This is a genomic window from Actinobacillus delphinicola, assembly GCF_900638385.1.
Taxonomy (GTDB): domain Bacteria; phylum Pseudomonadota; class Gammaproteobacteria; order Enterobacterales; family Pasteurellaceae; genus Actinobacillus_C; species Actinobacillus_C delphinicola.
Map to the genome: position 1 here is coordinate 525,988 of NZ_LR134510.1, position 23,311 is coordinate 549,298.

Sequence of the window (23,311 nt, forward strand, 5' to 3'; positions counted from 1 at the left end):
TGTCCTTAAACTATTCCCCTTTCAGCACATTCGCCATTTCAATTCCCAATGCACGACGTGTTGGAATAATGACAGAAATAAATGCGACTAAAAGAGAAAGCACAATAGTAATTGGAATAACAGGAAGGCGCATATCAATATACGCATGGAATACGGTAATTCCCAAAATTTGTGCTAATAAATAACCTAGCAATAAGCCAACACCAGTTGCCACAATCGCGATAATTAAAATTTCTGTCACAATTTGTTTAACGATATCTTGCTGTTTTGCGCCGAGTGCTTTTTGGAGAGCAAATTCTTTTGCACGTTCCCCCACGATAGCAATCAAGGTAGTATTTACGCAAAGGGTGGCTAAGACGAGGATAACGATAGAAATTAATCCCATTAACCCTTTAATTTTTCCTAGTATTTGTCCTTCTGATGCGGAAACTTTTAAAATTGGATGAATATCTAGATCTGGATATTCCTTATGCAATTTTTTCGCAAATTGCATAACCTGACCACGATCATCTTGCACATTCATCTGCGCATTCGTCACTAAGCCTTCTTTATCAAGCCATTGTTGAGCAAAATCTAAACTCACCACCAACATATTGTCGGTCGCATCACCTGCCTCAATAATGCCTTTAATGATAAATTTATGCTTATCATGGTTCGCTTTTACTAAAGTGAGCGTATCTCCCACTTTAAGATTTAGGCGTTCTGCTAAACTTTTTCCGATTAACGCGTGGCGATCATCAAAGTTAACCCCAATAGAGGAACCTGTAATTTGCCAGTAAGGCGCTAATGTTGGCATCGCATCAAACCAAACCCCCATGAGAACAATTTTTTCTTGTTCGCTTCGTGCTACCCCATATAAATAAGGGCTTACCGCTGTAATCAGTCCTTTCGGCGCTTGCTTAACAATTTGTTCAACTTGGCTTTCTTTAATCAAACCGCTGTTATTCGATCCCACATAGAAATTTGCCCCAAAGGTTCGTAATTCTTGGCTCATTTTCGTATTAATATCGAAATATACAGATGACATTGCTGTCACAATGGCTGCCCCTACCGTAAGCGCAGCAAAAATGATCATGACTCGCTGTAACTTAAGGCGTAAAGCACGGAAAACTAGTCGCCAAAACATTTGCCGATTCCGCAGTAAGCTTGGTGCAGTATTATTGACGTCCATACAACACCTCCACTGGGTAAAGTTTTGCAATTCTATGAGCTGGGAACCATGTACCGACAAGTGCAATTAAAATTGCTAAGACTAATACGCACGGGATCACAATCCACGCGAAGGAAAGTGGAACGCCAAAGAGAGCTAAACCAATAAATTTTGCCAATCCCCAGCCCGCTAGACATCCTAATAATCCACCGATCACCGCACTCATAATGGCTTCGCAATAAAAAAGCAATACGATTTGCCATTGATGTGCGCCTAACGCTTTCATTAAACCAATTTCTTTACTGCGTTCAATGATAGTGGTCGTCATTAATGAAGCAATCCCCATCGCAGCCGCAATCACGGCAGCTACGGTTACCACGGCTAAGAGTAATTGGATTTTCTTAATTACCACCCCTTCTGAGGCTGCCACTTGCCAAATTGGTTTTACTACCGATGTAGAAATTGCCTCTTCAAGTTGTAACGCAATGGAAGACACGTATGCTGTACAGTACCAACGATCATATTCTGCCGCATCAAGGGAATCACTATTTTTACGTGCGCGACGAGAAAGCTCGTTTTCTGGCACGGTAAGTGCAGAAACGCGAATACCTTGAATTTTACCGTGTAAATTCAACAAGGTTTGAGCCGCACTTAATGGCATGACGATTTCTTTCTCTTCATCACCACCCGTAGATAAAATACCGACAAATTTCACTGACATATCTTTTTGGAAATCCCCATCTTGATAATGCAATGTTGCCTCATCACCGATTTTCCAATCGTGACTTGCTGCTAATTTTTTTCCAACAAGAACAGGTATAACATCACCGAAATGGCTTTCTTTACTGCGATCATCTACCCATTGGCCTTTTACCTGCCAATATGGGCTAATGATACGTTGCCCCGTGTGATAATTATCTTCATCTGGCACATCAATATCATGATCAAAGAAAGTTCCAAGGATTTTTACTTTTTGCCAGTTGGCATCACGCCCCGATTTTCCTGAAATATTTTGTAGTTTTGCCGTTACTTCAGCGCTCAATAATGGTGCAAAGCCCACGATATTATTACGCCAGAAAATATCTTTTACGTTTGGCAATTCTTTTTCATCAAGAAAATCTTGCATAGCAAGGCTATTTAGATTATCGCCTTGTCCCTCGAGTAGAGCCGAACTTGCTGGCTCAACAAGAATATTCGCCCCGTAAGATTTCATCTCTTTCGCCATTTTATCGCCGATATCAATCGACACGGCTAAAAGCGCAGAAACCAAACTTGCAGCGAGAAAAATAGTAATGATTGACAATAACTTACGTTTTAAACCAAAACGCCAAGATTGCCATAGCATTCTTGCTAACATTAATTATCTCCTTTCGCGACCTCAGCACTTTTCACGTATTTTTCTGGATTATCACGGAAAAGTTCTTGATCGTGTTCGTTCGCGAAGAAATAGGTATTATCGTTGTAATCGTAACGATAGTTTGCTTTTTTATTTGTTAATTTTTGATGACTAACAGGATCTACTACTGGGATTTCTAAAACCGTAGAGAAATAGTTTGCACCAACCAATAACGATTTTTTCGGAATGACTACTTCGCCATTTTCTTCTTTCCAACCATCGATCGGAATTGGGTTACAGCCTCCAGCTTTACCAACTGATGGAATGAATAAGCGTACACCACACGCCACACACATTAATTTATCGCCATCAATGACATACCCACTATCACCACACAATAAACATGCGTCAAACACGGTTGCAAGACTTAATTTTTTATCTGAGCGGTTGATGATAAAAAAGCGGATTGCATGTCCATCACTTGCGACCCAAATAAAACGGTGTAAATCACCATCTTTTACGCTTTCAATTGGAATATGAATCGCATTATCCGCCCCCATTTTTACATAGGTAGATTCAGAAAGAGCAGGCGGTAAAGACGCTACACGATCCCAATATAATTGCGCAGCAAATGTCGCTAAAATAATAAAACTACCAAAAATCACTGTACGTCTTGCATTACGTGCAAGAGCTAATTTTTGACGCTTAACAATAGGTTGTGTTTCTTCAGCCGCAATTTTTTTACGTGGCAAATAAACACGCCATGCAAAAATTACCACCGTAATGAATAAGAATAAGCTACTAATATAGTTAAAGTAAGTTGTGAGATTATTGACTTTCGCTACATAACTGAGGCGGAATTTAGTTAAGCCTACGATTTGTAATTTCATCAAGCTTAACAAAACGTTGCCTGTTAATGGTAGCAATAACATCACAACAAACGCAGTCACGAGAATAATACGTAACTTACGTCCTTTCGCATCAGCTTTTGCTTGGTGGAAGAAAATAACCATCCAGCCCATAGCAGCAATACAAAAGAAGAATCCAAAAATTGCAGCACTTAAATTTAAAAGAAACGTTGTATTTACCACATCTGTATTGGTAATAAGGTGAATATTCGGATCTTGCCCCCAGATCCCCCCACCAATAAAGGCAAACACAAATTGCCAGATACTAGCAAGTGTAGATTGGCGCCAGAATTGCGTAATATAAAATAAAAGGTACAAAACAATGAGTGCACCATTAAAACTTAAAATCACGGTTTGTCCAGAAAGGGCTTCAATAGCAAAAACCATCCCTAACGCAAATCCAATGATTGTCAGCCAAACAAGGCGTTTTATATTAAGATGTTGGTATTGCGTCCAAAGGCAACCGAGCAAAATTGCGAGTGGTAAAACAGGTTGTAATAGAAAAGTAAAAAAATAGTTCATAATTCATTCCTGTAACAGGTCGAAACCATCATTCAGGCTATATTTGTTGAGAAGATCATTGAGTATCCATAAAACCAATAGATAGCATGATGCTATCTATTGGAAAAGGCGGTGGATAACTTAGTTTAATCCAACATATTTAAATTCATATGAAACATCAAACGGTTTCCAGAATCTAGCAACGCCAGTATCTTTGTCAGTGTGTCTATGCATACCCGCTTTTGGTGGCGGATCGATATGGTAAGTCACTTTATAGTTACCCGGTCCCATCATTTTGATATTTGCACCATAGTGCGGACCATCGCTCGCTACCATCGGCATAAAGTTACCTTCTTGAGTTGCACCAGTATCAAGATTAGTGAGTTTGTAGGCAATTGTTAAATAAGGAATCCATTCTCCTTCGCCAAAACCATTTTTATTGCCATTATCAGCATGAATATCAGCTTCAAGATGGATATCAGATTGTTTAGCTGATAATCCCATACCACGTGGTTCCATATCGACTGGTTGCAAATATACCGCAGCAATTTCCATACCATTCATGTTGATAGGTTCACCAATTGGAACTTCCTTAAATGCTAGCGCTGCAGGTGCAGAAAGGATTCCTGCAAGAAGAGTGGTCGCAACTAAGGTTTTTTTCATACTTAATCTCCTCTGATTTCTAAGTATTTAATAATTTTATGAAAATGGACTTAATGTGCCATTCGACTTTGACGTTTCATATAAATGAAGGCAAAGATCGCCGCAACAACTAAAATAACTTGCGGAATAAGTGTTTGCACATAAGGGTAAATTCCAAGCCATGGAATTTCAGGTACATTTGGTAATAAAGTTGGCTCAAATAACTTACCTTCAATTAATTCAAGGATAGATTTACCTGCAAACACAAACGCCATTAAGTACATAAATGACCCCGTAACCATAAAGAATGGTTTAAGTGGTAATTTCACCACAGAATAACGCATAATGAAGTAGCAAATTGCTAATAAAATAGCGCCTACGACAAAACCTGCAACAAGATACATAATTCCCATTGTGGTTTGTGCATCAGCTGCTAATGCATAGTAGAACAGTACGGTTTCTGCCCCTTCGCGATAGACCGCTAAGAAACTTGTTAGCCATAGTCCAACTAATGACCCCGTCGTGAGTGCAAGGGAAAGTTTCCCTTCCAAATAGCGCTTCCAGTTATTCGCTTCAACTTTAGAAAGTAGCCAGTAGCTCATCATGAATAACATGACAACCGCAAAAATCATCGTGAAACCTTCTAAAAGTTCACGGCTTGCGCCAGCATTACTAAAGATCAGTTGGAAAATAATTGCAGTAACAACACTTGCAGCTAAGGCAACATAAACCGACTGACGAATAACAGATAATTTATCTTGATGATTATTTTTAACGAGATAAGTCACAATAGCAGCAACGATAAGCAATGCTTCTAGACCTTCACGTAAAATGATTAACAAGCTATATAGGAACAATGACCAATCATTTTTTCCTGTTCCTTGAATCATATTGACTGCTTGATCCATACCATTTTCAAGACCTTTTGCTTGAACTTGCATAGCCTCAACACTATCTTTTGCTTTCATCAAGCTGACTAATCGTGTGAAGTAACCCTCTAATTGTGCTTTGAATTTACTATCACGAGATCCAATTTTGGTTTCAAAACCTGAATTTTCAAAAACATCAAAATAAGTATCTTGCACATCAAGCATTGCCTTTTGAGCGTCGCCTTGCTTATACGTTTGGATAGCTTGTTGAATCTGTTGATTTACAGTACGTGCAACTTTAGACCAATCAGCATCATTCGCTTTACTCTCTGTCGCACTACCCGCATCAGCAGCGCTAGAAGCGGCAACTTGATTTTGCTCTTCTCGTGTTGTTGGCAAATTAGGAAGAAGATCACTAATATCTTGAAGTAACAACGTAGTTTGATAGCCTAATTCATTAATATTATTAGGTTTTTCACTTAATTTAATCAGATCGTAGAATTGATGGTTAATCGCACCAGAAATTTTTGCAGAACGATTGGTACGCACTGACATTTCCATTTCTGAGTTTTTATAACCATCATATTGCGCTTTTTGAGCAAAATTCTTCGCAGCTTTAAAATCACCTTTTTGATACGCCGTTAACATATTCGCAAGGTTATCATCGATGGCTTTAAAACTTTGTTTCCAATGCGGAGCAATATTTGCCTGTGTATAAACATCATGAGATGCCTCGCCTTCTAGGCTTTGTCCATTTTCTAAAACAGGTAAAACATCTTGTAAATCTTGTTTTAGTTGATGAATAGTAGCAACGACCTGTTCTTTTGGCAGTTTTTCATTCATCATTTTGCGAATAGTGCCAAACATCGCTTCCATTTGATAGCTTTTCTTTGCCGAAATATTGATACGAATTGGACCTTCTAAATTTTCAAAAATCTCGAAATAGGCCATTTGTACAGTACGACGTGCTTCATCCATATGATTTTGTTCATAAAGCGTTGTTGCTGAATCAAGACGTTGTTCAATTTCAGAAACATATTGTTGATAATTTTGTGCATCATCAGCTAAAGCACGAAGGGGTAAGAACAATAAAATAAGGGAAGAAATAATTAAATAATAAAATTTGCGAGTAATCAAAGTGGAACCCTAAATATAATTATTACAAATAAGAATGGTTGTTATTATCCTCTCAAAATAGCAAAATTACAACTCCTATTCCACCTAACTACTATAGGTTAAAAGATTATTTAATCTATAATTAGAAATTGTAAAAGTTATTTAATTCTAAGGGGAGTCATTTAAATAAATATTATAACTAAGAATAAAATTTCAGTATTATCTTACAAGATAATACTAATATTATTTCCTCATTTTATTTAATATAATGAATAAGTTATTTTAATTTCATTGCTAAAATAGCCAGCACTTTTTACAATAAATAATCAATCTATTATCCTGATATTTCTCGTGTTTTCTTTTATACGATGATCAGTAAAACTATATTAGATGCATGTGTCTATCTATCAGCGGGCTTTCCTCTTGTAGATTTACACTAAAGCCTTTATAATCAGGAAAATTTTGTTCTTTAAAATCAGGTGGAAAAATGAATCCAATGTTAAATATCGCTGTGCGTGCTGCGCGCAGAGCAGGTAATATCCTTATGCAAGGCTTTGAACGCCGTGATGAAATTGAATCTTCATCAAAAGGTTCTAACGATTATGTAACCAACTTCGATAAAGCATCAGAAAAAGCAATCGTAGATGTTATCCGTACCGCTTATCCTGACCACACTATCATTACAGAAGAAAGTGGTTTACTTGCAGGTAAAGATGACGAAGTTCAATGGATTATTGATCCACTTGATGGAACAACAAACTTCATCAAAGGCTTTCCTCACTTCGCCGTATCTATCGCTATTCGTGTAAAAAATCGTACTGAAGCAGCGGTTGTTTATAATCCAGTAACCAATGAACTCTTTACTGCACAACGTGGTAAAGGTGCAAAAATGAATGAACTTCGTTTACGTGTTGAAAACTTACGTGAATTAAAAGGTACTATCTTAGCAACTGGTTTCCCATTCAAACGTCCAAGCCTTATGCCAACACAATTTGCAATGATGGCAAGCCTTGCGGAAGAATGTGCTGATTTCCGCCGTACTGGTTCTGCTGCCCTTGACCTTTGCTATGTTGCTGCAAATCGTGTAGATGGATATTTTGAAGCAGACATCAAACCATGGGATATCGCAGCAGGTGATCTTATCGCACGCGAAGCAGGTGCATTGGTATGTGATTTTAATGGTACACCAAACTATTTAGCACAAGGTCACATCGTGGCAACTGCCCCACGTTTAATGAAAGCAATGCTTAACCATATCCAGCCTTGCTTACCACAAAACTTTAGAGCGCTGACAAAAACTGCTCTTTAATTTTTTGTAAATCACGCCCCGATTTTCATAAAAATTTTTACGAAAATTGGGGCGTATGATGCGATTTCCTGCCTAAAATATTCAATAAATTTTTAACTCGATTTTTAATCTTTAGTTGCCTTTTCACTTTATTTGAGTAAGCTAACTACCGTGTCTTTTTTACTCAAATGGAGATTACATAATGTCTAATTTATCTCATACAGAAATTCTAGATCTTCTTAAACATGGACTTATTGTTGATTTCAATACACCAACTCTAAATTTAGCTAAAACAGAAGAAGCCGTTGCCTCCCTCGCACCATTTGAAAGCCTTACAGCCTTAAATGGCTCTACGACAACATCGAATCAAATTACAACCATGGCACAAACTTGCATAAATGCTGGCGCGACAGGGATTCGTGTTAATGAACTAAAAATACTTGAAGCTATTCGTAAAACAATAAAAGCGCCTATTATTGCGTCAGTAAATCGACATTTAGAGAACACAGCCGTAACAACCACACCTTTTCTTGTTGACGTTGAAGATCTCGCCAGAGCAGGTGCAGATATCATTGCAATTGACGGCACCGTCCGCCCTCATCCGATTGCAATTAAAGATTTACTGAATAAAGCACATGAATTGCAATGTCTTGCAATGGCGGAATGTTATTCTGTTGAAGATGCTCTAAATTGCCAAAAACTTGGATTCGATCTTATCGAAATTTGTGCTGAATCTGACAAAAGTGTTTCCAAACAGATCATTACAACACTAGAGAAATCAGGAATTCATCCTATTGTACAAAGCTATTCTTCAAATCTTGATGAAATAAAATCTCTGTTGGGAATTGGGGCGTATGCTATTGTAATTACTGCGGATAATGCACAAACATTTACGACAATGAAAATTGATCTGTAATCCCCTTATTGTTAATAAGTTTTATATTTATTAACCAACTTAACTGCTCTCATGATAAAAATTAATCATCTATGCAAAGGAAAATATTCATGAGGGCAGGAACATTATAAAATAAAGTATCTTATTATCTATTTACTGAATACATCTTATACAACGATTCTTGCATTCAATATTTAAAAAATTATACTAGACGCAGAGCCGCTCCAAATGGAATATTAAAATAGACGCATTTCATCGTTTATTTAATCTCTGTCGTGCTCAATAGGATGATTTATTCGCTACAACATTTTTCCTAAGGAGTTCTAATGATTATTGGCGATTTAATGCGTACAGACTACGCAAACGGTCTTTCCCCCATTCTTGCAAAAATTTGTGATTATCTAAAAACAATTGATCTCGCTACGCTCGAACCAGGTAAACACTATTTGACTGAAGAGATTGTAATTAATGTGGATGAAACTCACCTTGTTGCCCCAGAAAGTAAAAAAGCAGAATTTCATCACAATAATATAGATATTCAATTACTTATCTCTGGCGAAGAATGGATTGAATATAGTGTCGATATGCCAGCTATGGAGCTATGTGACCCTTATAACAGTGAATTTGATTATCAACTTATTCCGCAAGTTCCAAATAAAAACGTGGTAAAACTACGACCTAAAATGTTTGTGATTTTCTTTCCATATGAAATTCACAAACCTTGTTGTGCGTATTCTTCAGATTCTATGCAAAAAGAATTGAAAAAATTAGTTGTCAAAGTACCCATGAACTTGCTCAACAAAAATGAAGAGTAAAATGCAATGATACAAAATGTAAATAGCGTAAAAATTCTCGATACTATTGGTGCGCTGTACGATAGTATGACAAAAACGGAAAAAATTATTGCCAATATGCTGCTCGCCTCTCCTATGTTATTTAGCGACAGTTCTTTGGCTGATATTGCTAAACGCTTAAATGTTGGTGAAGCAACCTTTATTCGTTTCTGCCGTACACTTGGTTTTAAAGGTTTCAGTGATTTTAAATTAGCCTTATCTATTGAACTGGCTACGAAAAGTAAACCGCAATCAGATTTGCTGGATAGTCATATTCAATTGGAAGATAGTCTAGAAACAATTGGTCAAAAATTAGCAAATAGCTTACAAAAAGTGGTTGCTGAAACCATGAACCTGATTGACTATAATCAACTTGCATTGGTTGTCGAAGCTATTCGCCGTGCGGATCGTTTATTTCTTTTCGGCATGGGATCATCAGGTATCACCGCTATTGATGCAAAAAATAAATTCATGCGTATCGGTATTCAAGTAGATGCAAGTGCCAACAACCATTTTATGTACATGCAAGCCTCACTTGCCCGTCCTACTGATGTAGTAATTGGTATTAGTCATTCTGGATATTCTCCAGAAATTATTGAAACATTGCGTATTGCAAAGAGTAATAATGCGACAACTGTTGCTATTACTCATAACATGCGTACCCCTTTAACTTCAGTTGCTGACTATGTGTTGACAAACGGTAATCGCCAAGAAGCACTTCAAGGTGACTCTATCGGCACTAAAATTGCACAATTATTTGTATTAGATTTAATCTACGCTGCACTTGTTCAAGGCGAAGAAGAAAATACTAAGAAGACAAAACAAAAAACATTGGACGTTATCTTACAACAACGCCATAAATAGTTTTTGATTCTCTGCTAATCAGCACTTATTTTTACCAAGCACTCAAAATAAAACGCCATAACTTTTATTAAAATTATGGCGTCTTTATTTGAGTTATTTCAGTGGTAGATTTGCCTGTTGCTTAGCTCTATACCAATGTTCCCACACCCCATCTAAGATGACAAAGAAAATTGATGCAAGTAATCCTGCAAATAGTGGATAACTATCTGAGGAAATCTTTTCTCCGATAAAAATTGAACTAATCAATAGTAACGTAGGTTCCATATAACTCAGTAAACCAAGCATATTCATTGGTAAAAGATTACTGGCTAAAATGTAAAAAATAAATGCAGTCCCGCTTAATAATCCCAATAAAACTAAACGCCACATGATATGTGGATTAACTTGCTGTGCAGCGGCAATATCGGTATGCCATCCAAAATAGATACACACAGGCAATAGCAAAGTAAATTCTATGGCTAGACTTGCAAGATCCATGATATTAAAGCGTTTTCTAAGCAAGAAATAAACCGCATAGCCACATACTGCAGCACTTGTCCAAGAGCCACCACCTTTCGCAAAAATATCTGTGGCAACTCCCAAAGCAGCTAATAAAATAGCAACAAGTTTTAAGCGAGTAATTTTCTCTTTAAAGAAAATGCGTCCCATTAAAACAAGCATCAACGGTAATATTAGATATCCTACGGACACATTTAGTGCTTCATTATTATTCGGTGCCCATAAAAATAGCCACATTTCAAATCCTGTAATAGAAGCTGTAGTTAAAAATACAAGCATCAACCAGGGATGTTTTTTAATACGGCGAAAGTGTCTTTTTAAAAAGAAGCGCTGACGGAATAGAAATACAGCTGCCCAAATAAATGGGAGCGTAAAAATGATTCGGAATGCAAAAATATCCTCACCTGTTAGTGGTACTAACATAGTTGAAAAATAATAAATATACCCGAATAACATGGAGGCTGATAAGGAACAAGCCACACCTTTTAACATAATACCTGTCCTAAAAATTACTTAACTTTATCTCAACTACCATTATAAAAAAATCCCTCAAAAGTAAAACACTTTCAAGGGATTTTTATGTAATAAATTAAGTAACTACTTATTTTTTATAATGTGTTACTGCAGCAAGACCTAAGAATGGCGCTTTGTTACCTAATACTTCTTCAATACGAATCAATTGGTTATATTTTGCCATACGATCTGAGCGGCTCATAGAACCAGTTTTGATTTGACCAGCAGAAGTACCTACTGCTAAATCTGCGATAGTTGCATCTTCAGTTTCACCTGAACGGTGAGAAATTACTGTACTGTAACCTGCTTTTTTCGCCATTTGAATAGCTTCTAAAGTTTCAGTTAAAGTACCAATTTGGTTTAATTTAATTAAAACCGCATTCACAATACCATTCTCGATACCACGTTTGATAATTTTGGTATTTGTTACGAATAGGTCATCACCAACAAGTTGGATTTTGTTACCCAATTCTTTAGTTTGGTATGCAAAGCCTTCCCAATCAGATTCATCAAGACCATCTTCGATAGAAGTAATTGGATATTCTTCTGTTAATTTTTCAAGATAGTGAGTGAATTGTTGAGCATCAAAAGTTTTACCTTCACCTTTTAAGTCATAGCGACCGTTTTTCTTATCATAGAATTCAGATGCTGCACAGTCCATCGCTAAAGTAATATCTTTACCGAAGTTATAACCTGCTGCTTCTACTGCTTCTTTGATGCATTGTAACGCTTCTTCGTTTGATTTAAGGTTAGGTGCGAAACCACCTTCATCACCAACAGAAACGCTCAAACCACGAGATTTTAAAACTTTCGCTAAGCTATGGAATACTTCAGAACCCATGCGAATTGCTTCACGTTCAGTTTTTGCACCTACTGGTTGAATCATAAATTCTTGAATATCAACGTTATTATCTGCATGTTCGCCACCATTTAAGATGTTCATCATTGGTAACGGCATAGAGTAAACACCAGGAGTACCATTAAGTTCTGCAATCCAAGCATAAAGAGGCATACCTTTTGCAGCTGCAGCTGCTTTAGCTGCTGCGATAGAAACCGCTAAGATAGCATTTGCACCAAATTTAGATTTATTTTCTGTACCATCTAAATCAATCATAATTTGATCGATTTCTTTTTGGTTAGATGCGTCCTTTCCTGCTAGGGCTTGTGCAATTTCAGTGTTGATTGCGTGTACTGCTGTTAATACACCTTTACCACCGAAACGAGATTTGTCGCCATCACGTAATTCTAATGCTTCACGAGAACCTGTAGATGCACCTGATGGAGCAGCTGCCATACCAACAAAACCACCTTCTAAATGAACTTCAGCTTCTACAGTTGGATTACCACGTGAATCAAGGATTTCACGACCAATCACTTTGATAATTTCACATTTTGCCATTGTGTTTTCCTCTTATAAAAATAAGTTGATTTGAAAATCTGTATAAACAACGGTAAGTATTTTATCCCCTTTTATATCCTTTGTCTTGAAAAACTCCAAAAGAAGTGGTGTTTTATGTTGTATTGTTAATAAAAAGAGAATAATTATTTACACTATACGTCATATGTAAAATTTATGTTAATAAAACAGAAATAATTCATAATTTTTGCAGATTTTTGGGGCGTGTTTTATAGAAAAATGAAAATATAAAATGAAAAGGAGGAGCTATTTAGCATAAATAAAAAAATACCTCATAAAGATATGAGGTATTTTTATCATATATCATTTTATTAGCGAACTAATCCACCACTCGCTTGAAGATCAGCATGGTAAGATGAACGAACGAAAGGACCACATGCTGCATGCTCAAAGCCCATTGCTTCCGCTTTTTCACGCATCATGTCAAATTCTTCAGGTGGCACGTAACGTGCAACTGGAAGATGGTGACGACTCGGTTGCAAATATTGACCTAATGTTAACATCGTTACACCATTTGCTCGTAAATCTTGCATAACTTGAAGAATTTCTTCATTCGTTTCTCCAAGCCCAACCATAAGCCCTGATTTGGTTGGAATGTTAGGAAACATTGCTTTAAATTCACGTAGCAATTTTAATGACCATTCATAATTTGCACCTGGACGGATATCTTTATACAAACGAGGAATATTTTCCAAGTTATGGTTAAATACGTCAGGTGGATTATCTTTTAATTTATCTAAGGCTTGCTCAATGCGTCCACGGAAATCAGGAACAAGAATTTCAATTTTTATTCCTGGATTTAATTGACGAATTTCACGGATACAATCAGCAAAATGTCCTGCACCACGATCGGGTAAGTCATCACGATCTACCGATGTAATAACAACATACTTCAATTTCATATCAGAAATCGTTTCCGCTAATTTACGTGGTTCATCCACATCTGGTGGCAGTGGTTTACCATGAGCAACATCACAGAATGGACAACGACGAGTACAGATCGCCCCAAGAATCATAAATGTGGCAGTGCCGTGATTAAAACATTCGTTAAGATTTGGGCAAGAAGCCTCTTCACATACTGAGTGTAAACTATGACGACGCATCCCATTTTTGATAGCTTGAACTTTATCAGAATGGGCTGAAATTTTAATTTTCATCCAGGAAGGCTTTTTTAAAACTTCTTGCTCTGGATCGATATTTTTTACTTTGATAATTGAGGTTTTTGCCGCATCGCGATATTTAACACCTCGTTCCATTTTAAACGGACTTGTCATTCTGCTTTCCCTTAGATTGTTATGCAAATGTTACCGCATTGTAACCCAGATCAGACAAAAAGTATTCTAATAATTTAGGGGAAACTTTTTCGCAAGAAGCCTCATCTTTATCAATAAAATCGGCTAATTGGCACATTTGCAACCCTGCATAGCCACAAGGATTAATGTGTTGAAATGGGGTTAAATCCATTTGGATATTAAACGCTAACCCATGAAAAGAACAACCTTTACGAATACGCAATCCTAGAGAACAGATTTTTTTGCCCTCTATATAAACTCCTGGCGCATCTGGTTTCGCATAACTTTCAATACCATAGCTTTTTAATGTATTGATCACGCTTTGTTCTAAAGCAGTGACGAGTCGGCGTACACTAATATCTTCACCTAGTGCCTTAAGACGCTTAATGTCAATCAACACATACATGACTTGCTGACCAAGCCCATGATAAGTAATTTGACCACCACGATCTGAATGGACAACAGGAATATTCGTTTGATGAATTAAATGTTCGGGTTTGCCCGCTGTCCCTTGCGTATATACAGCAGGATGTTGAACGAGCCAAATTTCATCGGTTGTATTTACATCTCGTTCATCGGTGAAAGCCTGCATTTTATGCCATATTTCTTCGTATGGTTGAATACCAAGTTGGCGAATAATTAAAGGTTGATTGTGCATATATATTTCTCAGATAAAGAAAAGGAACAGATCAATTTTCATTAATCTGTTCCTCAAAAATTTTATTAAAGAACTATTCTTACGCCATCAATTTTGGCAAGCTCTTTATAAAGGGTTTCAACTTGTTCAATATTTTCAGCACGCATCGTGAGCGACACTGATTCATAATTACCTTTAGAACTTGGTTGAACTTTTGGTGTATCGATAACCTTCGCATGTTGCTCCATAACTTTAACAACATCATTCGCTAAATCGGCACGAGTAGTTCCCACTACTTTGAATGTGAAATTGCATGGAAATTCAAGTAAATCTTTTAATTTTTTTTCTTCAATTTGACCATCTTTGATGGTGATATTTTTATCCGCCATAATTTATCCTTGTCTTAAATATATTAAATGGGCAGAAGTCACCTTCCGCCCTATTTAAATGTAGCTTAATTTCTAAAATTCAAGAGAGAATTAAAAAAGAGATTTTACATTAAGTACAATCCAATCCCAAAGACGACTAAATACGCCACCTTCTTTCACATCTTGTAAAACTTGTAAATTGATGCTTGCGATATCACGACCGTCTAGTTGATAAATCACTTTACCTACCACTTGACCTTTCATTAATGGTGCTTTCAGTGGATTTTGGGCTAATTCATAACGAATTTTAATATCTGGACGACGACCTTTCGGTAATGTTAAGTAAGTATTTTCTAAAGTCCCTAATGCGACTTTATCAGTATCACCGTAGTAAACAGGTTCTTCTAGAATTGGTTTACCTGGGATTAAGGCACGTAAAGTTTCAAAGTTTGCGAATCCCCAACGTAAAAGTTGTTTACTTTCTTGTTCACGTGCTTGTTTACTTGGCGTACCCATGACCACAGAGATTAGACGCATATTATTGTCGCCCACAGCAGATGCAACGAGGTTATAACCAGCTTCATCGGTGTGACCTGTTTTTAAGCCATCAACGTGCATTGAAGTATCCCATAACAGACCGTTACGGTTTGATTGGGTAATATTATTAAAGGTTAATTTCTTAATCGAATAGAGTTTATATTCTTGCGGAAGATCTTTGATAAGATGTTTTGCAATGATTGCCATATCATGAGATGAAGAATATTGATTTTCATGATCTAGCCCGTGTACGGTCATAAAATGGGTGTTTTTTAATCCCATTTGTTGAACGTAACGGTTCATACTTTGTACGAAGGTATTTTGAGAGCCTGATACATATTCAGCCATAGTGATACAAGCATCGTTACCTGAATCTACGATAATACCGCGGTTTAATTCAGAAACTGGAACTTTCTGTCCAATGCGTAAAAACATTAAAGAAGAACCATGTAATGCTTTATTACCGCCCCATGCATCAGCAGGAACCGTAACAATATCATCGTTATGAATTTTACCTTGTTTTAAAGCTTGACCAATGACGTAGCTTGTCATCATCTTAGTTAAAGAAGCAGGTGCTTCACGTTGATTAGAATTTTTTTCTGCTAAAATCGCACCTGAATTGTAGTCCATTAAAATATAACTACGAGAATCAAGTTGTGGCGGTGCAATCCCAAATTCTACGGCATCAGTTGTTGGAGTCGTAGTAGCGGGTGCGGGTGCTGTAACAGGTGCAAGTGCGGAAGGTGCTGCAACTGAATTATCTTGAGCAGCGATAGCAGGAAATGCACATAACCCACATAACGCAGTGGCTGTTGTCGTTTTTATCCAATGTTTAAACATAAATTCACCTTACTTAAAATAAAAAATTTAATAGAGAACTCATTGATTCCCTTTAAAAAAATGGCTCTTATGTGTTTGGACAGACATTACCAAACCAAAACCTGCCATCAAGGTTACAAAAGATGTTCCGCCATAACTGACTAATGGTAATGGCACCCCTACAACTGGTAAAATACCGCTTACCATACCGATATTAACGAAAACATAAATAAAGAAGATTAATCCTAACGCACCACTTAAAATACGTCCAAAAGATTTTTCGGATTGTACACCTATACGAAGACAACGTACGACAATATAGATGTAAAGTAACATTAAAAAACAAAATCCAATCAATCCCCATTCTTCTCCTAATACGGCAAAAATAAAATCAGTATGAGGTTCTGGTAAAAATTCTAATTGTGATTGCGTACCATGCATCCAACCTTTTCCCCATAAACCACCTGATCCAATTGCGATTTTAGATTGTAAAATGTGATACCCTGCCCCGAGAGGATCTTTTTCAGGATTTAATAATGTCATCACACGCATTCTTTGATAATCGTGCATTAAATAAAACCACATAATTGGTAAAAATGCTGCAACGGCAACACAAGCTGCGCTAATCACCCACCAACTCATGCCTGCCAAGAACACAACAAAAATACCCGATGCCCCCACAAGAATCGCCGTCCCTAAATCTGGCTGAACTGCCACGAGTAAAGTTGGAACGATGATCATAACAAGTGCGATCAATGTCACTTTAAGATTAAGAGGCGAAGGTTTTCGCCCTAAATAAGTTGCAACCATTAAAGGAACCGCTATTTTCACAATTTCGGAAGGTTGAAATCGGAATAATCCCAGATCCAGCCAACGTTGTGCACCTTTACTGGAGGTGCCAACAAGATCTACCAATACCAAAAGTACTAAACCAATGATATAAAGATATGGTGCAATATACTGATAAAATTGTGGGGAGAATTGAGCAACCACAAACATGACAATAAAGCCAAGTGTGACCTGAACAATACGTTTTTCAAACATCACGATACTTCCACCACATGCACTGTATAAAATGACCATGCCAAAGGCAGTTATCATGATTAATCCCAGTAATAACCAACCATCAATATGTAATTTTTTCCAACATTTTAACCATTTACTTTTTTCGTCCACGATTAATGTTTCTCCTCAGTGATGGAACTACTCGTTTTTACTGTTTGTGCAGAATTTTTTTCGATTTTTGTGGCGTCATCTTTCTTTTTTTGCATTTCTGCAATTTGTGGTAAGCGGACATCCAAATAATAATCCATAATTTTGCGTACAATCGGAGCTGCGTGACTACTTCCGCCACCTGCATTTTCTAAAATGGCTGCGACAACAAGTTTTGGATTTTTATAAGGTGCAAAAGCAATAAACCACGCATGATCATGTAGGTTATTTTTCAAATCTTTTGCATGGTACACTTGGTTTTCTTTTAAACTAAAGACCTGTGCCGTTCCTGATTTTCCTGCCGCCTTATAATCAGTGCCTAAAAAGGCTCGACGTGCAGTACCATGTTTACTATTAATCACAGAATACATACCTTCTTTTGCATCTTGCCAATACTCTAATTTAGGTTCTGTAATATCAGGATATAAATGCGGATCTTTATAATATTGAACAGTCGCACCATCAATACTCTTCATCAAATGCGGCGTATGCACCTTACCATTATCAACCAAAATAGTGAGTGCTTTTGCTACTTGCAATGGCGTTGCACTCCAATAACCTTGACCGATCCCAACAGGAATGGTATCCCCTTGTAACCAACTACGCTTAAATCGGGCTTTTTTCCATTCACGGCTTGGCATAACCCCTGGCGTTTCTTCTTTTAAATCAATTCCTGTTTTCTCACCAAATCCAAATTTCTTCATCCATTCAGAAAGTCGATCAATTCCCATATGGTAAGCAACTTGGTAGAAATAAGTATCAGAAGATTCAGTGATTGCTTTTAATAAATTCGTTTTGCCATGCCCACCCATTTTCCAATCTCGGTAACGTTTTTGGGTGTTTGGTAAATACCAATAACCTGGATCAAAAATTTCTTTATTCGGATCAATTACTTTTTCTGTTAATCCCGCTACAGCAATGAAAGGTTTTACCGTGGATGCAGGCGGATAAGCACCTTGAGTGGCACGGTTATAAAGCGGGCGATTTGGGTTATACAGTAACGCATTGTAATCTTTACTAGAAATCCCGCCTACAAACAAATTATTATCATAACTTGGTGTAGAAACCATCGCTAAAACACTGCCATCTTTCGGATCAAGCACAACAACGGCAGCACGTTCATCCCCTAGCAGATTCATGATGTATTCCTGCAAATCAAGATCAATCGTTAAATGGATACTTTTTCCTGCAACAGCAGGTTGTTCTTCTAATTTACGAACAACCTTACCTCGTGAGTTGACTTCAACTTCTTCAAAGCCAACTTGTCCATGTAATTCTTTTTCGTAGTAACGCTCAATACCTTGTTTTCCAATATCATGCGTACCTTCATAATTACTGAGCTCACCATCCGCTTTGAGTCGTTCTACATCACGTTCATTAATTTTACCTACGTAACCTAAAATATGAGTTAAAGGCTCACCGTAGATGTAGTGGCGTTTAAAGTAAGGCTGGACCGCAACGCTTGGGAATTTATATTGATTTACTGCAAAACGTGCGATTTGTTCTTCAGTTAGTGCAGGTTTTAAAAGAATTGGAGTATAGCGAGAAGCACGACGACGTGCTTTGTTGAAATTATCGATATCTTCATCGGTTAAACCAACAAGTGGTTTAAGAGCGGCAAAAGTTTCATTAAGATTTTTGACCTTTTCAGGCACGATATAAAGCCCAAAAAAGGTAATATTCTCTGCCAATTTACGTCCATAGCGATCATAAATCAACCCGCGAGCTGGGGGGAGTGGCAATAGCTTAATTCTATTATCATTAGACCGAGTTTGATAAATAGTATGATCCTGAATTTGTAAATGATACAAATTCAAGAACAAAACAATGCACATCAAGAATAAGACACAGACAGATACAACTACACGCCGTGTAAATAAATCACGTTCCGCTTTTGTATCACGAATTGGCTCATGCTTAGGGTTTTTTAGCCACTCTTTAATGTTCATAACTATTTATTTTTATTATAATTTATCTTATTCTCGATGATATGGGTGATTTGTGCTCAAAGACCAAGCACGGTACATGGCTTCAACCACCACCACTCGAACTAATGGATGTGGCATCGTTAATGGTGAAAGTGACCAACTTTGTTCTGCAGCCTGTTTACATTCGGGCGATAAACCTTCTGGACCACCAATGAGTAAACATACATCACGCCCATCATTTTTCCACATTTCTAATTGCTCTGCGAGTTTAGGCGTATCCCATGGTTTTCCTGGAATATCTAGTGTAACAATACGATTACGTCCACAAGCTGCTAACATTGCCTTTCCTTCTTGCTCAAGAATACGTTTTATATCCGCATTCTTGCCACGTTTTCCAGCAGGAATTTCTACTAGCTCAAATGGCATATCTTTCGGGAATCGACGTTGATATTCTTTAAAAGCAGTCACAACCCAATCTGGCATTTTCGTTCCAACGGCAATAAGCTGAATTTTCATTATTTTGCCGTCCATAACTGTTCTAATTGATACATTACTCTACTTTCTGATTGCAAAATATGGACGATCGCTTGTCCAAAATCTACTACAACCCATTCCGCCGTATTTTGTCCTTCTTGACCAAATGCTTCTATTCCCGCAGTTTTACATTCATCCATGAGGCGTTGTGCCATAGCAGAAACATGACGTACAGACGTTCCAGTACCGATAATCATAGTATCGGTAATGGAGGATCGTCCTCTAACATCAATAGCAACAATATCCGTTGCTTTCAAATCTTCCAACTTTGAAATCAAAAAATCCGTTAAGTTCATTAATTTTCCTAATATTTACTCAATTAAGGTAGGAATTTTAACATATTTCCCTTCAATAAAGAACTTACAACGCTATGTTGCTGTATTTTTAAAAGCAAATTTTGTTTCTTTTTTATAAAAAAAAAGTTTTATATTTTTTTTCAAAATCCCTTGAAAAGCCCTAAAAGGGTATTATTTTTGTAAATACGCAACTCATAATCACCATAAGAAACATAATAAATTTCACTTCTTAAAGGAGATATTTATGAATATTGAAAAATTTACTAGTAAGTTCCAGCAAGCTCTTGCTGAAGCTCAATCTCTTGCCGTAGGTCGTGATAACCAATTTATTGAACCCGTGCATTTATTACTTGCACTTTTAAACCAACAAGATGGTTCCATTGGTTCAATTCTAACTGCAAGTGGTGTTAATTTAGGCACTCTACGCAGTGAGTTAGAAGCGCAAATGGCACGCTTACCACAAGTTTCAGGAACAGGCGGGGATGTACAAATCTCACGCAATTTAATTAATTTACTCAATCTTTGCGATAAATTAGCCCAACAGAATAAAGATAAATTCATTTCTTCTGAATTATTTTTACTCGCTATTATGGATAGCAAAGATGAATTAAGCAAAATCTTACAAAAATGCGGTGCGACCAAAGAAAGTTTGCAAACAGCAATCGCAAAAATCCGTGGAGGTGAAAGCGTGAATGATCAAAATGCTGAAGAAAATCGTCAAGCACTGAAAAAATATACCATTGACCTTACTGAACGTGCTGAAAAAGGTAAACTCGATCCTGTAATCGGACGTGATGAGGAGATTCGTCGAACCATTCAAGTTTTACAACGCCGTACTAAAAATAATCCAGTTCTCATTGGGGAACCAGGGGTTGGTAAAACAGCTATCGTTGAAGGCTTAGCACTACGTATTGTGAATGGCGATGTGCCTGAAGGCTTAAAACATAAGCGTGTACTCTCCCTTGATATGGGCGCACTTATCGCAGGTGCAAAATTCCGTGGTGAATTTGAAGAACGCTTAAAAGCAGTTTTAAAAGAAATCGGTCAAGAAAATGGTCGTATCATTCTTTTCATTGATGAAATCCATACCATGGTTGGTGCGGGTAAAACCGACGGTGCGATGGATGCGGGTAACTTATTAAAACCATCACTTGCACGTGGTGAATTACACTGTGTGGGTGCAACTACCCTTGATGAATATCGTCAATATATTGAAAAAGATCCAGCACTTGAACGTCGTTTCCAAAAAGTATTAGTCGATGAGCCAAGTGTAGAAGATACCATTGCGATCTTACGTGGTTTAAAAGAACGTTATGAAATTCACCACCATGTAGAAATTACCGATCCTGCAATTGTAGCCGCAGCTACACTTTCTAATCGTTATATTTCCGATCGTCAATTACCAGACAAAGCCATTGATTTAATTGATGAAGCAGCATCAAGTATCCGTATGGAAATTGACTCAAAACCACAACCGTTAGAAAAATTGGAACGCCGTATTATTCAATTAAAACTTGAACAAAACGCTCTTACCAAAGAAAACGATGAGGCTAGCCGTAAACGTTTAGAAATGGTTGAGGAAGAATTAAAAGAGAAAGAAAAAGAGTATTCTGAACTTGAAGAAGTTTGGAAAAGTGAAAAAGCAGCCCTTTCAGGTACTCAACATATTAAAGTTGAACTTGAAAATGCACGCATTAAATGGGAACAAGCACGCCGCTCTGGTAATTTTGAAGAAATGTCAGAATTACAATATGGCAAAATCCCTGAATTAGAAAAACAACTTGCTCAAGCTGAAAATGCGGAAGACAAGGAAATGACCCTTGTTCGTAACCGTGTTACAGAAGAAGAAATTGCCGAAGTCCTTTCTCGCGCAACTGGTATTCCAGTCGCAAAAATGATGGAAGGTGAACGTGAAAAACTTCTTCGCATGGCAGATGCGCTTCATCGTCGTGTCGTTGGTCAAAATGAGGCAGTGGATGCAGTAGCAAATGCAATTCGCCGTAGCCGTGCAGGGCTTTCTGATCCAAACCGTCCATTAGGTTCATTCTTATTCCTTGGCCCAACTGGGGTAGGTAAAACTGAACTTTGTAAAACATTAGCAAGCTTTATGTTTGATGATGAAAATGCAATGGTACGTATTGATATGTCCGAATTTATGGAAAAACATAGCGTGTCACGCTTAGTTGGTGCGCCTCCAGGCTATGTTGGTTACGAAGAAGGTGGTTATTTGACTGAAGCGGTACGCCGTCATCCATACAGCGTAATCTTATTAGATGAAGTTGAAAAAGCACACCCTGATGTCTTCAATATCTTATTGCAAGTATTAGATGATGGTCGCTTAACTGACGGTCAAGGTCGTACTGTCGATTTCCGTAATACGGTCATTATCATGACATCTAACTTGGGTTCTGACCTTATCCAAGGTAATAAAGATCTCAGCTACGATGAAATGAAAGAATTGGTTATGTCAGTGGTAAGTAAACACTTCCGCCCTGAATTTATCAACCGTATTGATGAAACCGTAGTATTCCACCCACTTAACCAAGAAAACATTCGTCAAATTGCGAAAATCCAATTACAACGTTTGGCAAAACGTATGTTAGAACATGGTTATGAACTTGAATTTACCGATGCAGCTGTTGATTTCGTTGGTAGTGTAGGTTACGACCCAATTTATGGGGCTCGTCCACTTAAACGTGCAATCCAACAAGAAATTGAAAATCCACTTGCTGAAGATATTCTTTCTGGTTCACTTCTTCCAGCAAAACCTGTCATCATTGATGAAAAAGATCATAAAATTGAAATTCATCAATAATTAACTGACTGATAATAAAAAACCGTATGTTTCCACATACGGT

The 23,311-nt window shown here is 37.4% G+C and carries 20 protein-coding genes; 5 read left to right on the top strand and 15 right to left on the bottom strand.

The annotated features are described in order from the left end of the window. Positions 1–10: 10 nt before the first annotated feature. The 5 genes from EL259_RS02390 to EL259_RS02410 form a co-directional block, all read right to left on the bottom strand. Positions 11–1,126 (bottom strand): ABC transporter permease, encoded by a 1,116-nt coding sequence (locus tag EL259_RS02390; protein ID WP_126600829.1) that lies wholly within the window; start codon positions 1,124–1,126, stop codon positions 11–13. A 31-nt stretch (positions 1,127–1,157) separates the two neighbouring features. After that, positions 1,158–2,507: an ABC transporter permease gene (locus tag EL259_RS02395; RefSeq protein WP_126598665.1), complete on the bottom strand. Its 1,350-nt coding sequence runs from the start codon at positions 2,505–2,507 to the stop codon at positions 1,158–1,160. Further along, positions 2,507–3,916, bottom strand: coding sequence for a Fe-S-containing protein (locus EL259_RS02400; RefSeq protein ID WP_126598667.1), 1,410 nt, complete (start codon positions 3,914–3,916; stop codon positions 2,507–2,509). The genes EL259_RS02395 and EL259_RS02400 overlap by 1 nt, the downstream gene beginning before the upstream one ends. A 120-nt stretch (positions 3,917–4,036) precedes the next feature. Next, entirely contained in the window at positions 4,037–4,558 is a 522-nt protein-coding gene (locus EL259_RS02405; protein WP_126598669.1) for an iron transporter, read from the bottom strand. A 50-nt stretch (positions 4,559–4,608) separates the two neighbouring features. After that, on the bottom strand, positions 4,609–6,543 hold the full coding sequence (locus tag EL259_RS02410) for an FTR1 family iron permease (protein ID WP_126598671.1): 1,935 nt from the start codon (positions 6,541–6,543) through the stop codon (positions 4,609–4,611). Positions 6,544–7,009: 466 nt separating this feature from the next. Here EL259_RS02410 and suhB point away from each other — a divergent pair, with 466 nt between their 5' ends. From suhB to EL259_RS02430, 4 genes are all read left to right on the top strand, one after another. Then, positions 7,010–7,831, top strand: coding sequence for an inositol-1-monophosphatase (suhB, locus tag EL259_RS02415; RefSeq protein WP_126598673.1), 822 nt, complete (start codon positions 7,010–7,012; stop codon positions 7,829–7,831). Between the two features lie 181 nt (positions 7,832–8,012). Beyond that, positions 8,013–8,726 (top strand): beta/alpha barrel domain-containing protein, encoded by a 714-nt coding sequence (locus EL259_RS02420; protein ID WP_126598675.1) that lies wholly within the window; start codon positions 8,013–8,015, stop codon positions 8,724–8,726. 305 nt (positions 8,727–9,031) lie between these two features. Then, on the top strand, positions 9,032–9,520 hold the full coding sequence (locus EL259_RS02425) for a YhcH/YjgK/YiaL family protein (protein WP_126598677.1): 489 nt from the start codon (positions 9,032–9,034) through the stop codon (positions 9,518–9,520). 6 nt (positions 9,521–9,526) lie between these two features. After that, positions 9,527–10,402: a MurR/RpiR family transcriptional regulator gene (locus EL259_RS02430; RefSeq protein ID WP_126598679.1), complete on the top strand. Its 876-nt coding sequence runs from the start codon at positions 9,527–9,529 to the stop codon at positions 10,400–10,402. Between the two features lie 93 nt (positions 10,403–10,495). On the opposite strand, the gene rarD is transcribed toward EL259_RS02430, so the two are convergent. The 10 genes from rarD to rsfS form a co-directional block, all read right to left on the bottom strand. Then, positions 10,496–11,392, bottom strand: a complete 897-nt coding sequence (rarD, locus tag EL259_RS02435) for an EamA family transporter RarD (RefSeq protein WP_126598681.1) — start codon at positions 11,390–11,392, stop codon at positions 10,496–10,498. Positions 11,393–11,501: 109 nt separating this feature from the next. Continuing rightward, positions 11,502–12,812, bottom strand: coding sequence for a phosphopyruvate hydratase (gene eno / locus EL259_RS02440; protein WP_126598683.1), 1,311 nt, complete (start codon positions 12,810–12,812; stop codon positions 11,502–11,504). 329 nt (positions 12,813–13,141) lie between these two features. Continuing rightward, the gene (gene lipA, locus EL259_RS02445) at positions 13,142–14,104 is read right to left on the bottom strand and encodes a lipoyl synthase (protein WP_126598685.1); all 963 of its coding nucleotides are present in this window, start codon (positions 14,102–14,104) and stop codon (positions 13,142–13,144) included. Between the two features lie 19 nt (positions 14,105–14,123). Further along, on the bottom strand, positions 14,124–14,780 hold the full coding sequence (gene lipB / locus EL259_RS02450) for a lipoyl(octanoyl) transferase LipB (protein ID WP_126598687.1): 657 nt from the start codon (positions 14,778–14,780) through the stop codon (positions 14,124–14,126). A gap of 65 nt (positions 14,781–14,845) precedes the next feature. Continuing rightward, positions 14,846–15,148 carry a DUF493 family protein YbeD gene (gene ybeD, locus EL259_RS02455; protein WP_126598689.1) on the bottom strand — a complete coding sequence of 101 codons (303 nt, stop codon included), beginning with the start codon at positions 15,146–15,148 and terminating at the stop codon, positions 14,846–14,848. A gap of 90 nt (positions 15,149–15,238) precedes the next feature. Then, positions 15,239–16,504 (bottom strand): serine hydrolase, encoded by a 1,266-nt coding sequence (locus EL259_RS02460; RefSeq protein ID WP_126598691.1) that lies wholly within the window; start codon positions 16,502–16,504, stop codon positions 15,239–15,241. 39 nt (positions 16,505–16,543) lie between these two features. Next, positions 16,544–17,659 carry a rod shape-determining protein RodA gene (rodA, locus tag EL259_RS02465; protein ID WP_126598693.1) on the bottom strand — a complete coding sequence of 372 codons (1,116 nt, stop codon included), beginning with the start codon at positions 17,657–17,659 and terminating at the stop codon, positions 16,544–16,546. Between the two features lie 2 nt (positions 17,660–17,661). Continuing rightward, on the bottom strand, positions 17,662–19,644 hold the full coding sequence (gene mrdA, locus EL259_RS02470) for a penicillin-binding protein 2 (protein ID WP_126598695.1): 1,983 nt from the start codon (positions 19,642–19,644) through the stop codon (positions 17,662–17,664). 27 nt (positions 19,645–19,671) lie between these two features. Further along, a complete protein-coding gene (gene rlmH / locus EL259_RS02475) occupies positions 19,672–20,139 on the bottom strand; it encodes a 23S rRNA (pseudouridine(1915)-N(3))-methyltransferase RlmH (RefSeq protein WP_126598697.1) in 468 nt (155 codons plus the stop codon). Continuing rightward, positions 20,139–20,453, bottom strand: a complete 315-nt coding sequence (gene rsfS / locus EL259_RS02480; protein ID WP_126598699.1) for a ribosome silencing factor — start codon at positions 20,451–20,453, stop codon at positions 20,139–20,141. The genes rlmH and rsfS overlap by 1 nt, the downstream gene beginning before the upstream one ends. A 244-nt stretch (positions 20,454–20,697) precedes the next feature. Here rsfS and clpB point away from each other — a divergent pair, with 244 nt between their 5' ends. Further along, positions 20,698–23,268: an ATP-dependent chaperone ClpB gene (gene clpB / locus EL259_RS02485; RefSeq protein WP_126598701.1), complete on the top strand. Its 2,571-nt coding sequence runs from the start codon at positions 20,698–20,700 to the stop codon at positions 23,266–23,268. Positions 23,269–23,311: the final 43 nt, after the last annotated feature.